15 protein-coding genes are annotated in these 15,166 nt (G+C 71.5%); 6 read left to right on the forward strand and 9 right to left on the reverse strand.

Features of this window, described 5'->3' with window-relative positions; all coding sequences use genetic code 11:
* Positions 1 to 66 precede the first annotated feature (66 nt).
* The 6 genes from ABT070_RS34755 to ABT070_RS34780 all read right to left on the reverse strand — a co-directional run bounded on the left by ABT070_RS34755 (position 67) and on the right by ABT070_RS34780 (position 6,612).
* Positions 67 to 1,740 (reverse strand): DoxX family membrane protein, encoded by a 1,674-nt coding sequence (locus tag ABT070_RS34755; protein WP_351766640.1) that lies wholly within the window; start codon positions 1,738 to 1,740, stop codon positions 67 to 69.
* A 205-nt stretch (positions 1,741 to 1,945) separates the two neighbouring features.
* Complete coding sequence (gene rlmB, locus ABT070_RS34760) at positions 1,946 to 2,887, reverse strand: 23S rRNA (guanosine(2251)-2'-O)-methyltransferase RlmB (protein WP_351766641.1); 942 nt, start codon at positions 2,885 to 2,887, stop codon at positions 1,946 to 1,948.
* A 101-nt stretch (positions 2,888 to 2,988) separates the two neighbouring features.
* Positions 2,989 to 4,389 (reverse strand): cysteine--tRNA ligase, encoded by a 1,401-nt coding sequence (gene cysS / locus ABT070_RS34765; protein WP_351766643.1) that lies wholly within the window; start codon positions 4,387 to 4,389, stop codon positions 2,989 to 2,991.
* 131 nt (positions 4,390 to 4,520) lie between these two features.
* On the reverse strand, positions 4,521 to 5,030 hold the full coding sequence (ispF, locus tag ABT070_RS34770; protein ID WP_351766645.1) for a 2-C-methyl-D-erythritol 2,4-cyclodiphosphate synthase: 510 nt from the start codon (positions 5,028 to 5,030) through the stop codon (positions 4,521 to 4,523).
* Positions 5,020 to 5,772: a 2-C-methyl-D-erythritol 4-phosphate cytidylyltransferase gene (gene ispD / locus ABT070_RS34775; RefSeq protein ID WP_351766647.1), complete on the reverse strand. Its 753-nt coding sequence runs from the start codon at positions 5,770 to 5,772 to the stop codon at positions 5,020 to 5,022. Before ispD ends, ispF begins: the two co-directional genes overlap by 11 nt.
* A 357-nt stretch (positions 5,773 to 6,129) precedes the next feature.
* Positions 6,130 to 6,612, reverse strand: coding sequence for a CarD family transcriptional regulator (locus ABT070_RS34780; RefSeq protein WP_003953493.1), 483 nt, complete (start codon positions 6,610 to 6,612; stop codon positions 6,130 to 6,132).
* Positions 6,613 to 7,368: 756 nt separating this feature from the next.
* Here ABT070_RS34780 and ABT070_RS34785 point away from each other — a divergent pair.
* Positions 7,369 to 8,055, forward strand: coding sequence for a copper chaperone PCu(A)C domain-containing protein (locus ABT070_RS34785; protein ID WP_351766649.1), 687 nt, complete (start codon positions 7,369 to 7,371; stop codon positions 8,053 to 8,055).
* 187 nt (positions 8,056 to 8,242) lie between these two features.
* Here ABT070_RS34785 and phoP read toward each other — a convergent pair whose 3' ends face one another.
* Both phoP and phoR read right to left on the reverse strand, forming a co-directional pair.
* Positions 8,243 to 8,914 (reverse strand): two-component system response regulator PhoP, encoded by a 672-nt coding sequence (gene phoP, locus ABT070_RS34790; protein WP_005476807.1) that lies wholly within the window; start codon positions 8,912 to 8,914, stop codon positions 8,243 to 8,245.
* A 5-nt stretch (positions 8,915 to 8,919) separates the two neighbouring features.
* On the reverse strand, positions 8,920 to 10,257 hold the full coding sequence (phoR, locus tag ABT070_RS34795) for a two-component system sensor histidine kinase PhoR (protein ID WP_351766651.1): 1,338 nt from the start codon (positions 10,255 to 10,257) through the stop codon (positions 8,920 to 8,922).
* 277 nt (positions 10,258 to 10,534) lie between these two features.
* Between phoR and phoU the strand changes: the two genes are divergently transcribed.
* From phoU to ABT070_RS34810, 3 genes are all read left to right on the forward strand, one after another.
* Complete coding sequence (gene phoU, locus ABT070_RS34800; RefSeq protein WP_351766653.1) at positions 10,535 to 11,278, forward strand: phosphate signaling complex protein PhoU; 744 nt, start codon at positions 10,535 to 10,537, stop codon at positions 11,276 to 11,278.
* Between the two features lie 169 nt (positions 11,279 to 11,447).
* On the forward strand, positions 11,448 to 11,606 hold the full coding sequence (locus tag ABT070_RS34805; protein WP_199825037.1) for a hypothetical protein: 159 nt from the start codon (positions 11,448 to 11,450) through the stop codon (positions 11,604 to 11,606).
* A 184-nt stretch (positions 11,607 to 11,790) separates the two neighbouring features.
* A complete protein-coding gene (locus tag ABT070_RS34810; protein ID WP_351766656.1) occupies positions 11,791 to 12,039 on the forward strand; it encodes an SCO4226 family nickel-binding protein in 249 nt (82 codons plus the stop codon).
* Positions 12,040 to 12,154: 115 nt separating this feature from the next.
* Here the strand turns inward: ABT070_RS34810 and ABT070_RS34815 are convergent, their stop codons facing one another.
* A complete protein-coding gene (locus ABT070_RS34815) occupies positions 12,155 to 12,598 on the reverse strand; it encodes a DUF4232 domain-containing protein (RefSeq protein WP_351766658.1) in 444 nt (147 codons plus the stop codon).
* A 76-nt stretch (positions 12,599 to 12,674) separates the two neighbouring features.
* Here ABT070_RS34815 and ABT070_RS34820 point away from each other — a divergent pair, with 76 nt between their 5' ends.
* Both ABT070_RS34820 and ABT070_RS34825 read left to right on the forward strand, forming a co-directional pair.
* Positions 12,675 to 13,124, forward strand: coding sequence for a hypothetical protein (locus ABT070_RS34820; RefSeq protein ID WP_351766660.1), 450 nt, complete (start codon positions 12,675 to 12,677; stop codon positions 13,122 to 13,124).
* 160 nt (positions 13,125 to 13,284) lie between these two features.
* Entirely contained in the window at positions 13,285 to 15,102 is a 1,818-nt protein-coding gene (locus ABT070_RS34825) for an FAD-dependent monooxygenase (protein ID WP_351766661.1), read from the forward strand.
* Positions 15,103 to 15,166 lie beyond the last annotated feature (64 nt).

Consider the following 15,166-nt stretch of genomic DNA (forward strand, 5'->3'; position numbering starts at 1 on the left):
TCAACATCCTCGGGGGCGCCGGCGGGGTATCCCGCGGCCCCCACCCTCGGTGCTTCATTGCCGTCCCTACCCGAGCAGGCCGCCCACCAGGCCCGGCTGGCCGGAAGAGGACGAGCCGCCGTCCGAGCCGCCGCCACCGCCGCCGCTCGTCGAACCGCCCGAGGTGGCCGAGCCGCCGGAGGACGGGCCCGAGCTGGTCGCGGGGGCCTGCTCCACCGGGGTGGACTGCTCCGGCGGGGCCTCGCCCGCGGTGCCCTGCGTCTGACTGGGCGCGCCTGCGTCGCCGCTGCCGGTGGTGCCGGAGTCCTGCTCCGCGGAGGGCTCGCTGTCCGTGCCCGCCGTCGGGGCCGCCGAAGTGGCGCCCTGGGTGGGCGAGCTGGACGCGACGGGCTTCCGGGAGGCCTTGTGCGTGCCGGACTTCTCCGGCAGCGGCGAGCCGGGCAGCTCGTTGCGCGGGGGCTCGCCCGGGCCGGGCACGACCACCCGGTCGGCGTCGCGGACCGCGCCGCCGAGCAGCGAGCCGACGAGCAGGGTGAGCCCGACGGCGATCGCGGTGACCAGGGCCCCGCGACGCAGCACGTACCGGCGCAGCTCCCACAGGTCGGAGCGCGGGCCGAGCCGGCGCCACGCACCGGCGGCGAGCCGGCCGTCCACCGAGTAGACGGGGGCGCCGGCGATGATCAGCGGCGACCAGGCGGCGAGGTAGATGATGTCGGGGGTGTCGTAGACCGGGACGGTCTTCCAGCTGACGGTCACGATGAGCGCGGCCGAGAGCCCGGCGCCGACGACCGCGGCGACCCGCTGCCAGCACCCCAGGACCGTGAGAACGCCCACGACGACCTGGAGGAAGGCGATGACGAGGCCGGAGCCGACGGGGTGGTGCAGGGCGAACTGGCGCAGCGGCTCGGCGACTTCCCACGGGTGCAGGGTGACGAGCCACTTCACCATGGAGCCGCGCTTGCCGCCGTCGAAGTAGACGGGGTCGCACAGCTTGCCCATGCCGGCGTAGATGGAGATGAAGCCGAGGAAGATGCGCAGCGGGAGCAGCACCACGCCGAGGTTCATCCGGCGGCCCGGGTAATAGGCGTGCCGGGCGGGGTCGTCGGCGTGCCGCCGGCTGCGCGGCGCCGGTCCGGGATCGTCGTCGGCGTCCCCGAAGTCCTCGAACTGGGCGTCGTCGTAGGCGGGTTCGTCGTAGGCGCTGCCGACGCCCCGCATGTTCGGCAGGATCCGCTGCTCACCGCCGACGGGCGCCCGCTGGGCGCCGACGATCGGGGTCTCCAGGGTCTGCGCGGCGAGGCCGCCGTCGTACCCCCGGCCGCCCGCGTCGAGGCGGGGGATGACCTGGGTGGCTCCGGCGTCGGCACCGGGCGGTTCGCCGTGGCCTACGCTGCCTGCCCGCACGGCCTGGAGCAGTCGGTGGGCGCCGGTGTCGTCCGGGGCGGACTTGCCGCTCCACACGACGGCCCGCCGACGGCCACCGGAAGCGGCGCCCGCTCTGACCGCCGCCCCGACGGCGGAGACGCGCGCGGTGTCATCGATGGCGCTCACGTGCCGGGCGATCCGCGGGGATTGGTTACGCCGCGCCGACGCGCCCAGCTGCACACGGAAGCTCGCGTGGCTGACGATGATCTGCGCCGGATCGCTCGGCACCTTCACCATGCTCAGCGCGGGAGCGTCGTCGAATCCCGACGAGCGGTCCCCCGTGGGTGTGCGGGGTGTTCTGGTGTCCACACTCATCTAACCGAGTGACGTGTGTTTAGGACACTGCTTTGACCCGCCGGATCTGTCCGGACTCCGTCAAGGTCGCACTACCCGTCGGCATTAACCCGTCCGAGTGAACTGTTTCCCTCTGCCGCCCCGGCACGCCACGTGGCTCCGGACGGCTGCGCCGGCCTGAGACCGGCGGGCTCCGCCGGCCCGGGCCGGCGGAGCGGAGCCTGCCTCAGCCCCGGCGCCGCGAGGCCTCGTACAGCACGATCCCGGCCGCGACACCCGCGTTCAGGGATTCCGCGCCGCCCGGCATCGGGATCCGTACCCGGAAGTCGCAGGTCTCGCCGACCAGGCGGGAGAGGCCCTTGCCCTCGCTGCCGACGACGATGACGACCGGACCGTCCAGAGCCTTCAGCGTGCCGACCTGGTGCTCGCCGTCGGCGGCCAGGCCGACCACCGCGATTCCGGCCTTCTTGTAGGCCTCCAGGGCGCGGGTGAGGTTGGTGGCACGGGCGACCGGGGTACGGGCGGCCGCACCGGCGGACGTCTTCCAGGCGCCGGCCGTCATACCGGCCGCGCGGCGCTCGGGGACGACGACGCCGTGGCCGCCGAAGGCGGAGACGGAGCGGACGACGGCACCCAGGTTGCGCGGGTCGGTCACGCCGTCGAGGGCGACGATCAGCGGGTCCTCGCCGTTGTCGTAGGCGGCCGAGGCCAGGTCCTCGGGGTGCGCGTACTCGTACGGCGGGACCTGGAGGACCAGACCCTGGTGGTTGAGGCCGTTGGTCATGCGGTCCAGCTCGGGACGCGGGGCTTCCATGAGGTGGATGCCGCCGCGCTCGGCGGCGAGCTGGAGCGCCTCGCGCACCCGCTCGTCGTTGTCGATGAACTGCTGCACGTACAGCGTCGTCGCGGGCACGCCCTCGCGCAGCGCCTCGACGACGGAGTTACGGCCGACGACCATCTCGGACGTGCCCTTGCCGCCACGGCCGCGCTGTGCGGGCCGGCGGACGGCCTGCTTCGCCTTGGCGGTCGCGATGCGGTTCGCCTTGTGCTTCTTGCGCATCTCGGCGGGCGGGGTCGGACCCTTGCCCTCCAGGCCTCGGCGCCGCTGGCCGCCACTGCCGACCTGCGCGCCCTTCTTGCCGGACATGCGGCGGTTGTTGGCTGCCATGAATCTCTCGTCTCCGTGAGCTTTCGTACGTACGTCTTATGCAGTGTGCCGCCCGGAAGGCCGGGCGGCACAGTCGATCAAGGACAGGCCCTGAGGCCGCCCTAACGCGGGCCGAGGCTCCAGCGGGGCCCCTGCGGGCCGTCCTCGATGGCCAGGCCGGACTGGGTGAGCTGGTCACGGATGGCGTCCGCGGTCGCCCAGTCCTTGCGCGCGCGGGCCGACTCGCGCTGGTCGAGGACGAGTCGTACGAGGCTGTCGACCACGCCGTGCAGGTCCTCGCCCCGGCTCTCCTCGCCGGCCCAGTGCGCGTCGAGCGGGTCCAGACCGAGGACGCCGAGCATGGCGCGGACCTCGGCGAGGCGGGCCACGGCGGCTTCCTTGTCGTCGGCGGCGAGGGCCGAGTTCCCCTGCCGGACCGTCGTGTGCACGATGGCCAGTGCCTGCGGGACGCCCAGGTCGTCGTCCATCGCCTCGGCGAAGGCGGGCGGCACCTCGGCCGCAGGCTCGACGACCCCTCCGGCCTTCTCGACGACGCGCTGCACGAAGCCCTCGATCCGCGCGAACGCCGACTCGGCCTCGCGCAGCGACTCCTCGCTGTACTCGATCATCGAGCGGTAGTGGGGCGTGCCGAGGTAGTAGCGCAGCACGATCGGGCGCCACTGCTTCACCATCTCGGAGACGAGGACGCTGTTGCCCAGCGACTTCGACATCTTCTCGCCGCTCATGGTGACCCAGGCGTTGTGCACCCAGTACCGCGCGAACTCGTCGCCGTAGGCCTTGGCCTGGGCGATCTCGTTCTCGTGGTGGGGGAAGATCAGGTCGAGGCCGCCGCCGTGGATGTCGAAGACGGGGCCCAGGTACTTGTGCGCCATCGCCGAGCACTCGAGGTGCCAGCCGGGACGCCCGCGGCCCCAGGGGGTCTCCCAGCTCGGCTCGCCCGGCTTGACGGACTTCCAGAGCGCGAAGTCGCGTTGGTCGCGCTTGCCGGTCTCGCCGTCCGCCGAGGGCTGGAGCAGGTTGTCCAGCTCCTGGTTGGACAACTGGAGGTACTCCGGGAACGAGCGCACGTCGAAGTAGACGTTGCCCTCGGACTCGTAGGCGTGACCCCGCTCGATCAGCCCGCGCATCATCTCGATCATCTCGGGCACGTGCCCGGTGGCGCGGGGTTCGTACGTCGGCGGCAGGCAACCCAGCGCCTGGTAACCGTCGTTGAACGCGCGCTCGTTCTCGTACCCGATCGACCACCAGGGGCGACCCTGGTCGTGCGACTTGGCGATGATCTTGTCGTCGATGTCGGTGACGTTGCGGATGAACGTGACGTCGTAGCCGCGGTGGGCGAACCACCGGCGCATGATGTCGAAGTTCAGGCCCGAACGGATGTGCCCGATGTGCGGAGCCGCCTGCACGGTGGCACCACACAGGTAGATCGAGACACAACCCGGCTGGAGCGGGGCGAAGTCACGGATCTGCCGGGCACTGGTGTCGTACAGGCGAATGGTCACCACTCCAGGGTAGTGGGCGCGGAGCGATGCCCCGAGCCCCTTCCGCCCAAGGGCCACACATTCGTGACATGCCATGGCATATGTCGGCCGGCGCGGCCGTCGCCGGCGCGGCCCGCCGGTCAGCCGCCCGGTCAGCCCGCCGGTCGGCCGGTCCGCGCCACCAGTGCCGTCGCGATCGCCATCAGGCCCTCGTCGCGTCCCGGGAACCCGAGCCCGTCCGTCGTCGCGCCCGACACCGACACCGGGGCTCCCGCCGCCTCGGACAGGACCTTCTGGGCCTCGTCGCGCCGCTTGCCGATCTTGGGGCGGGGTCCGACGACCTGAACGGCGATGTTGCCGATGTCGAAGCCGGCCGCGCGGACGATCCGGGCCGCCTCCGTGAGCAGGGTGACGCCCGAGGCGCCGGACCACTCGGGGCGCCCGGTGCCGAAGTGCTGCCCCAGGTCGCCGAGGCCGGCCGCGGAGAAGAGCGCGTTGCAGGCGGCGTGCGCGACGACGTCCGCGTCGGAGTGCCCGGCCAGTCCGGTGCCCTCCCCTTCCCACTTCAGGCCCGCGCACCACAGCTCGCGGCCCTCCTCGAAGGCGTGGATGTCGGTGCCGATGCCGACCTGGGGAAGCGGGGGCCTCGTCTCAGAAGCCATCGTTGAGCCTCCTGCGGGCCAGGACCGCCTCCGCGAGGACGAGGTCGAGGGGCCGGGTGACCTTGAAGGCCTCCTCGTGACCGGGGACGACCACGACGGTGAGACCCAGCTGCTCGATCATGCTCGCGTCGTCGGTGACGTTGTCCGTGACCGTCTCGTGGGCGCGGACCAGGGTGGCCCGGTCGAAGCCCTGCGGGGTCTGCACGGCACGGAGGCGGGCGCGCTCGGGCGTCGCGACGACCGGCTCGGGGTCGCCGACGGTCCCGGCCGGTTCGACCTCCTTGACGGTGTCCGCGAGCGGCAGCGCCGGGACGACGGCGGGGGCGCCCTCGCGTACGGCCTCGATCACGGCGTCCACCGTGTCGACGGGGACGAGGGGCCGGGCGGCGTCGTGCACGAGGACGATGTCGTGGCCGGGCGGCAGCGCGTCCAGGCCGAGCTTCACGGACTCCTGACGGGAGTCACCGCCGGGCACGACCAGGAAGTCGGTGCGGTCGGGCAGCGCGTGCGCGTCGAGCAGCGACCTCACCTCGGCGGCGCCGTCCGGCGGCGCCACGACGACGACCAGGGAGACGGCACGGGAGGCGGCGAGGGCGCGCACCGCGTGGATCAGCATGGGTGTGCCGCCCAGCGTGCGGAGCGCCTTGGGGGCGCCCGGACCGAGGCGGACGCCCCGCCCTGCGGCCGGAATCACCGCGGCCGTGCGGGCGGGCGCGGGGGAGGGACGCGAATCGTCAGACATCGGTTCCTGTCAGGTTTGTGTTCCGGCCCGGCGTGGGTATGGCCCTGGAAGTGCCGGGCGCGACGCCTTGACCGGACCCTTCCGTGACGTGCCGGTCGAGGCAGCAGCCCGGGCCCGGCACACCAAGTATCGAAGCATCGGTCGCATTATCGGGGGCGGTTCGGGGCTGTGCCGGCCGACCACCCCTTCGGGGGTGGGGCGTACGGCGGTTGTCCTGGCGCGAACATGCCGCAGCGCCCGGCGACGGGAAATTCGTCATCGGGCACCGCGGCATTTCAGTGTTCTTCGGCGTGCGTGTTCTTCAGCGTGCCGAGACCGGTCTCGGGCCGGAGTCAGCACGTGAAAAACGCGTCGAGCTCAGGACGCGAGCACCTCGTCGAGCAGGGCTTCGGCCTTGTCCTCGTTGGTGTTCTCCGCGAGAGCGAGCTCGCTCACCAGGATCTGGCGGGCCTTGGCGAGCATGCGCTTCTCACCGGCGGAGAGTCCGCGCTCGCGCTCACGACGCCACAGGTCACGCACGACTTCCGCGACCTTGATGACATCGCCGGAGGCGAGCTTCTCCAGATTTGCCTTGTAACGACGCGACCAGTTCGTGGGCTCCTCGGCGTACGGCGCGCGCAGCACCTCGAAGACCCGGTCCAGCCCGTCCTGACCGACCACATCACGTACGCCGACGAACTCCGCATTGTCCGCTGGCACACGTACCGTCAGGTCACCCTGGGCGACCTTCAGCACCAAGTAGGTCTTGTCCACGCCTTTGATCTGGCGAGTTTCGATGGCCTCGATCAGCGCGGCCCCGTGATGGGGATAGACCACGGTGTCGCCAACCTTGAACGTCATGTGACAGGTACCCCTTCCGTGGCTATCCAGGGTAACACGGAAACTGCGGGTTCTGAATGGCGTTTTCGCAGGTCAGGGCATATCTCGGGGCTTGACAACAGTAACAGGAACGTGCTGCGCAGGGCCGACGGAAGCAGGTATTCGCAGGTCGGAGGCGCTCTCCGAGGGGGGAGAAACGCGCACGTTACACACATCCGAAGCCCCGCCCGAACGGCCGAACGTCCACATATGTCCGCTTTCAGGAGTGCGACTTCCGCTACTCCGTTCGGTTCACGTGGCCGGATACGAGTCGTTTCCGGAATTGATCATCGACCCCTCGGCCCGGGCCGTGATCAATTCCGGGGATGACCTCGCATTCCTTCACCGAAAATCCGTGAGCGGACGTCCGGTGCGGTTATGCGAATGGCCGGTGAGCCGGAAGAGGACCGGAAGACGGCAGGAAGAGGAGAGGAAGACGACGGGAAGGCGGGCGGGAAGGCATCCGCGAAGACGGACGAGAAGACCGACGAGAAGACGGACAAGAAGACGACGGGTGAAGCCGAGGTGACTCGTGGGTCACTCGCGGGTCACTTGTGGCGGTCGGGACAGGTGGTACCGGAGACCGTTCAGCTCGTCCGTCGAGGCACGGGATCGCTCTAGAGGCGGGTCGGGTGCGGTGGTGCGAGAACGGCTCGGTAACCTAAGGCCGCTGACAGACCCTTAGGACGGCTTTATCCAAAGGAAAGCCGCCCGTGTGTTCAAGGAGTTGCCGCCGCCGTGAGCAGCAGCCTTCGACGCGGTGCCCTCGCCGCTTCCGCCATCGCGTTCTCGATCGCCTCGCTCGCCGCCTGTGGGGCCGGCAACGACTCCCAGACCCTGGAGATCAAGCCGGACAACGCCGCCACGAGCGTCGGCGACATCAAGCTTCAGAACGTCATCGTCATCACCCAGCCCGACCCGGAGTCGACCGGTCCCGCCGTGATCTCGGCGACCGTCTTCAACAGCGGCAGCACAGCACAGACGCTGGAGTCCATCACCCTCGACGGCGGCAAGTCCGCCACGCTCTCGCCCGCCAAGGGCAAGGGCGCGCTGACCGTCCCGGCCGGCGGTTCGGTCGTCATCGGCGGCGCGAACAACGCCTCCGCCGTCCTGTCGAGCAGCCGCGAGGCCGTCAAGGACGGCGACGCCCAGAAGGTGACCTTCACCTTCAGCGACACCGGCGACATCAGCCTGCGCGCCTTCGTCGTCCCCGCCGAGAGCTACTTCACCAAGTGGGGTCCGAGCGACATCCCGAGCGCCGCGGAGTCCCCCTCCAAGAGCGCGTCGGCGTCCCCCTCCGGGTCGGCTTCCGGCGCGGCCGGGGAGAACGGCACCTCCGAGTCCGGATCGGCGTCCCCGTCGGACTCGGCCTCCGCGTCGGACTCAGCTTCCGCGTCGGCTTCGGAGTCGGCCGCCGGTCACTGACCCGTACGCGCACCCGTACACACGAGGAGGGCGGCACCCCACCCGGGGCGCCGCCCTCCTCGCTCACTCGTCCGTCCCCGACACGAGCCGGTCCACGGCTCGGACGCGCAACCCGGGCCGCGGACCACGACCAGGTACCGCGGGGCGCCCGGGCCGGGCTCGAGCACCCGTCCCCGACGGCCCGGGTCTACGGCTCGAACTTGTAGCCCAGACCGCGGACCGTGACCAGATAGCGCGGGGCCCCGGGGTCGGGCTCGATCTTGGCCCGCAGGCGCTTGACGTGGACGTCGAGGGTCTTGGTGTCGCCCACGTAGTCGGCGCCCCAGACCCGGTCGATGAGCTGCATACGGGTCAGCACGCGGCCGGCGTTGCGCAGCAGCATCTCCAGCAGGTCGAACTCCTTGAGGGGGAGGTCGACCTTGGAACCGGAGACCGTCACGACGTGGCGGTCGACGTCCATACGGACCGGGCCGGCCTCCAGAGCCGCCGGGGTCACCTCCTCCGGCTCACCGCGGCGGCGCAGGACGGCCCGGATACGGGCGACCAGCTCGCGCGAGGAGAAGGGCTTGGTGACATAGTCGTCGGCTCCTATCTCCAGGCCGACGACCTTGTCGATCTCGCTGTCCTTCGCGGTCACCATGATCACGGGGACGTTGGAGCGGCCGCGCAGCTGACGGCACACCTCCGTACCGGGCAGGCCCGGCAGCATCAGGTCGAGCAGCACGAGGTCGGCGCCGTTGCGCTCGAACTCGTCGAGTCCGTCGGGCCCGGTGGCCGCGATGGCGACCTCGAAACCCTCCTTGCGGAGCATGTACGACAGGGCGTCGGAAAAGGACTCCTCGTCCTCGACGACGAGCACTCGGGTCACGGAAGGACCTCCGGGGCGGAAAGCGTCCGGTACGCGGACGAATCGGGGGATGAGGCGCGGGGTGTTGTCTGGGTCGTGCGGTGAGGGGAGGAGTGGCCGACCTCGTCGAGGCCGTCGACGTCATCGAGGTCGTCGACGTCGTCGACCTCGTCCGGGTCGGGGTGCTGATGCGCGCGGTCGCGGGCCACGCCCGCCTCCGGAAGACGCAGGGTGAACGTGGAGCCCTGGTTCTCGGCGCTCCACACCGTGACCTCCCCGCCGTGCGAGGCGGCCACGTGCTTGACGATCGCCAGGCCCAGTCCCGTACCGCCCGTCTGGCGGGAGCGGGCCGGGTCGACGCGGTAGAAGCGCTCGAAGATGCGCTCCTTGTCCTTGTCGGAGATGCCGATGCCCTGGTCGGTCACGGCGATCTCGATCAGGTCCCCGCCCGGCGCGCTCACCCGGCGGGCGGCTATACCGACGCGGGTCCGGGCGGGTGAGTAGTTGACGGCGTTCTCGACCAGGTTGCCGAGGGCCGCGGCCAGCTGGCCCCGGTTCCCGAAGACGCGCAGGTCGGCGGTGCCGCCGGCGGCCATCGTGATCTGCTTGGTGCCCGCCTGGTGACGGCAGCGATCGACGGCCTCGGCGACCAGCTCGTCGATGCCCACCGGCTCGGCGTCCTCGAGGGGATCGTCGTTCTGGACCCTCGAGAGGTCGATGAGCTCCTGGACCAGGCTGGTCAGCCGGGTGGCCTCGATCTGCATACGGCCGGCGAACCGCTCCACCGCCTCCGGATCCTCCGAGGCGTCCATGACGGCCTCGGAGAGGAGGGAGAGAGCGCCGACCGGCGTCTTCAGCTCATGGCTGACGTTCGCCACGAAGTCCCGCCGGACCGCCTCGATGCGACGGGCCTCGGTGAGGTCCTCCACGAGCAGGAGGACCAGCCGGGAGCCCAGCGGAGCCACTCTGGCGGACACGGCGAGAGCCTCGCCGCGCCCGGTCCCGCGCCGGGGAAGGTCCAGCTCGACCTGGCGTATCTCTCCGTCGCGTCTGGTGTCCCGGGCCATCTTGAGCATGGGCTCGACGCTGAGCCGGCCGCCGCGCACCAGCCCGAGGGCGTAGGCGGCGGAGCTGGCCTTCACGACGGCGTCAGCCTCGTCGAGCACGACGGCGGAGGAGCGAAGCACGGAGAGGACGGTGTCCACACCCGGCGGAAGCACCGGGTCCGTGTGCAGGGAGGTGCGCGTGGGGCGCTTCTGCTCCCGCTCGCTCCAGCGGAACGCCAGCATGGCGATGACGCCGGTGAGTACCCCGGCGATCGCTGCTGCTGCGGCGACCGCCGCGTTCACGTCCATGCCACCAGGTTAGGCACGCGATCGGTCCTGGCCACAGCTATCGAGGTGCGACCTCGAACACTCGTCGCCCAGAGTTCACCTTGGAGCCAGTGGTGGTTCATTTGAGGTGCCGGAAATCGACGCGTACGGGGCGGACCGTGGCACCGTGGGGTTCGCAGCACCGGTTCCACGGCCGGTCGGCGCCGGTGCAGCAGCCGGTTCCGGCTCGGTTCGCAGCCGGTTCTGGCCCCCGGAACCGAACCCGAACCCCAAGCACGACGTACGAGAGGGAACCCTGATGCGGGACGCGTACCACGAGGAACTGGACTCGATCGGCGACAGCCTGGTGGAGATGGCCCGGCTGGTCGGGTCGGCGATCGGACGCGCCACGACCGCCATTCTCGACGCCGACCTGAAGCTCGCCGAGAGCGTCATCGAGGCCGACAAGAAGGTCGACGAGCTGCAGCACGACCTGGAGGCACGGGCGATAGCGCTGCTGGCCCGGCAGCAGCCGGTGGCGACGGACCTGCGGATCGTGGTCACGTCGCTGCGGATGTCGGCCGACCTGGAGCGCTCCGGCGACCTGGCCCAGCACGTGGCGAAGCTGGCGCGGCTGCGCTTCCCGAACCGTGCGGTCCCGCAGGACCTGCACGCCACGATCCTGGAGATGGGCCAGCTCGCGCAGCGCCTGATGGCGAAGGCGGCGGAGGTCGTCGTCACCAAGGACGTCGACCTCGCGCTCCAGCTGGAGTCGGACGACGACGCGATGGACCTCCTGCACCGCACCCTCTTCCAGCACCTGCTGGACGACCGCTGGAAGCACGGCATCGAGACGGCCGTCGACGTCACGCTGCTGGGCCGCTACTACGAGCGGTTCGCCGACCACGCGGTGGCCGTCGCCAAGCGCGTGGTGTTCCTGGTGACGGGCGAGCACGCGGACGATCTCCAGGCGGACATCCAGCCGGACATCCAGCCGGCGCCCGGAGCGGGCACGGCAGCCGGCACGGGAGCGGGAACGGGAGCGGCAGCCGAGGAGGTCTGAGCCCGGCCGTGACGGGTGTGACCACGGGTGTGACCACGGGGGCGTCCGGCCGGAGGCGTACCGGATCCCTCCTGGGCGCGCGCAAGCCACCGTGCGCCCTTGAGCCGTTGATGCGCCCAGCGGAACGGGCATGCAATGGGCACAGGTCCTACGCCTCCGGGAGGAACCCATGGCCGAGTCCCCCGTCACTCCCACGCCCGACCCCGCACAGGAACGCCCGACCGAGCAGCCCGCCGAGATCAGGAACCTGATGCTCATCGGCGCGTGCGGCTGCGGTTCCGGGTGCGGCTGCGGGTGCCAGTCGGGCAACCCCTGCCAGTGCGGCTGAAGACGCCCGACGAACGCAGGTGACGAGGGGCCCGGTGCCGAGGTCGGCGCCGGGCCCCTCGTCATGCCCGGGCCGCTCCCCGTCGGGTCGCCGCGCGGGGAGCGCGAGCGCAGCATGGAAGAGCGGGCGCGCGAGCGCCGGCACGGACGCAGGCACGACGAAGACCGGAAGGGGGCGGGCAGTCATGACCCGCTTCATGGACGTCCACCACGGCATGCAGGGCATCACCGCCGACCAGCTCCTCGAGGCCCACCGGGCGGACCTCGCCATCGAGGGCGAAGAGGGTGTGCACTTCGACCGAGCCTGGGCGGACCCGGAGTCCGGCACCGTCTACTGCCTCTCCGAAGCGCCCTCGGCGGAGGCCGTCCTCCGCGTCCACGAGCGCACCGGCCACATGGCGGACGAGATCCACCCGGTGCCGCTGACGGTGTGAGCTCCTCGCCCGGACCGTCCGCCGAACGACGTCGACGGACGGTGTGAGCTCGCTCGGCACGTTCACCGAAGAGCGCCGAAGGACGCCGAAGGACGTCGAAGGACGTCGCCGCGGGTCAGGAAGGCTTGACCGCCGAGACGGCGGTGACGGTCACCTTGTTGTCGCACTGCGCGAACTGGCCGTCGTCCAGGGCGACCTGGTGCTTGCCCGCGCCCGGCAGTCCGACGACGAGCGTGGGGTACACCACGGGCTCCGCACCGGACTCGCAGAACCCGTCGGCCTCCCCCTGCACCTGCACGAAGGTCAGCTTCACCCACGCCTTGCCCTTGGGGGCCAGCTTCACCGACGAGGCGGTTCCGGTCGTCGTGACGGAGAGCGGGGCGTTCTTCTCGGGAGAGCCGTTGCCGGCTCCCGCGACGGTCGGATGCCCCTTGAGGACGCAGGCCTTGGCCGAGCTGTTGGTGAACTCGACCACCGCCGCCCCGATCCCCGTACCGGCCGGCCGATCGGCGGCCTGCCGGGCGGCGACCTTCAGGCTCCCCGCGGAACAGACCGGCACGGCACCACCCGGAGGGCTGGCCACGGCGGGCGTCACGACAGCGGTGCTCTCGGCGGACGAGGCGGAGGGGGACGCCGTGGAAGGGGACGCCGTGGAAGGGGAGGTCACGGGGGCGGGTGTGGCGGAGGAGGGCGTGGCGGAGGAGGGGCCGGCGGAGGCGGGATCGACGGAAGCGCTGGAGGACTCCCCCGCATCGCATCCCGTCAACGTCAGAGCGGCGGAGGCCACGACGGCCGCCATCACGGAAGCCCGCATTCCGAACCTGTTCCAGCGCATGTGCCCGTTCCCGTTCCTGTTCGTGTTCGCGTTCGCGTTCGTGTCGGTGTTGCTGTTGGTGTTCGCGTTCTCGTCGGTGTTGGTGTTGGTGTTGCTGTTGGTGTTCGCGTCGGTGTTCCCGTACTGCATGCCGCGCCCCCGAATCCGATCGCCGAGGGCGTCGGCCCTCGGCACCCACCCACCCGCGTGCCGTCCGTCGACACAGACAGAACGGGCAGGCGCCCAGGTTCTTCTGACGGTCGATCTGTGACGCATCGGTGACGATAACGGGCCACATCGACCGAACCCCGCACATCGGAACAAACGGTCGATCGTGGCGGCTACCCGCCCGGCTCGCCCTCCGGCCGCAGCCGGGTGACCATGGATGACGGGACCGCGCCGGGGGCCGAGCACCGCACTGGGAGGCACCCGTGACACACCCCGGAACAACCGACGTACTGATCGCGGGCGCCGGCCCGGTCGGGCTGAGCGCGGCCGCGGAGTTGCGCCGGCAGGGGGTGCGCTGCCGGCTCGTGGACCGCCTGCCCGCCCGCCTCCCGTACGCGAAGGCCGTCGGGATCCAGCCACGCACCCTGGAGATCTGGGACCGGATGGGCCTGGCCCGCACGATCCTGGAGGCCGCCGCGACGCTGCGCGGTCAGTTGGTCTACGTCAACGGCGAGGAGCGGGCGCGCATCGAGCTCACGCTGCCGCCCGAGGTGCCCTACGCGTTCGCCGCGCTACCGCAGTACGAGACCGAGCGCCTCCTGGAGGAGTACGTCGCCGGCCTCGGCACCTCCATCGAACGCGGCACCGAGCTGCTGTCGTTCACCCAGGACCAGGACGGTGTCACCGTCCACCTGCGCAAGGCCTCCGGTGCGGAGGAAGAGGTACGGGCCGGCTACCTGATCGGCTGCGACGGAGCCCACAGCACGGTGCGCAAGGGGCTGGGCCTCGACTACGAGGGGGCGGCCTTCGACGAGGAGTACATGCTGGGCGACGTCGAGACCGACTGGGACCTGCCCCACGACTACGCCATCCGCTCCAGCCACCTGGCCGCCGACGGCTCCACCGACGACCTGCTGGTCTGCGTCCCGCTCCCCGGCCCCGGCCGCTACCGCATGTCGATGCGCGTCCCACCCGAACTCTCCACACGAACGATCACCACCGACGAGGCATCCGGCGACGGTGTGGCAGGCGGCGACCGTGTGGCGGGCGGCGACGGTGTTGCGCACGGCGACGGTGTGGCGCACGGCCTGGAGAGTGGCCGCGCCCCTGAGCTGCACCACCTCCAGGCCGTGGTCGACCGCCTCGCCCCGACCCCGGCGCTCCTCTCCGGGCTGCGATGGTCCTCCGTCTTCCGCATCAGCCACCGCATCGTCGACCGATACGCCGACGGACGGGTCTTCGTCGCGGGCGACGCCGCCCACATCCATCCGCCCACCGGCGCCCAGGGCATGAACACCGGCATCCAGGACGCGTGCAACCTGGCCTGGAAACTCGCCCTCGTCGTCCGGGGAGAGGCCGGACCCGCCCTCCTCACCACCTACGACGCCGAACGCCGCCCGATCGGCGAGGAGGTCGTCGGCCGGACGGTCCGCCACGCCACCCGGGGCATCGAGGCCGACCCCGACGACCCAAGCACCGTCTTGCTCCGAGAGGCCCAACTCCTCGTCGCCTACCGCAGCGGCCCCCTCACCCCCACCGCGCCCGGCGCGCCCGGCGCACCCGGCGCACCCGGCGCACCCGGCGCACCCGGCGCACCCGGCGCACCCGGCGACCATGCCACCGACGGCCCGCCCGAAACCCCCCGTCCCGGCGACCGCGCCCCGGACTGCACCGGCCTGACCGCTCCCGGGTCCGCCTACCCCTGGCGCCTGCTCGACGTCCTGCGCGGACGCACGGCCCACGTGGTCCTCTTCTACGCGACGGCAACGGACCCCAGCTCGGTGGCGGCGGTGGCGGCAGCGGCAACCGAGGCCATGAAAGCAACCGCGGCCGCCGCTCCCGACCTCCAGGTCATCGCCGTACTCCCCCGCGAGACCACCCCCGACGCCCTGCCCGTCGCCGCCTACCGCGACGCCGCAGGCGAGTTCGCCCGCCTCTACCGCCCCGACGGCCCGACCGCCTTCGTCATCCGCCCCGACGGCCACCTCGGCACCCGCTTCCCCCTCCCCGACACCGCGGCGGCCCTGCCCGCCTACCTGGCAGCCCTGTCCACAACACCGCGCACACCCGACGTCACCTGACCCCGCTCACGTTCGGAGGCGTGATCACGAAAGCGGCGCCGGCGATTGCCGTGGCAACCGCTGC

The sequence above is a fragment of the Streptomyces sp. NPDC002884 genome (assembly GCF_040295245.1).
Lineage (GTDB): Bacteria > Actinomycetota > Actinomycetes > Streptomycetales > Streptomycetaceae > Streptomyces.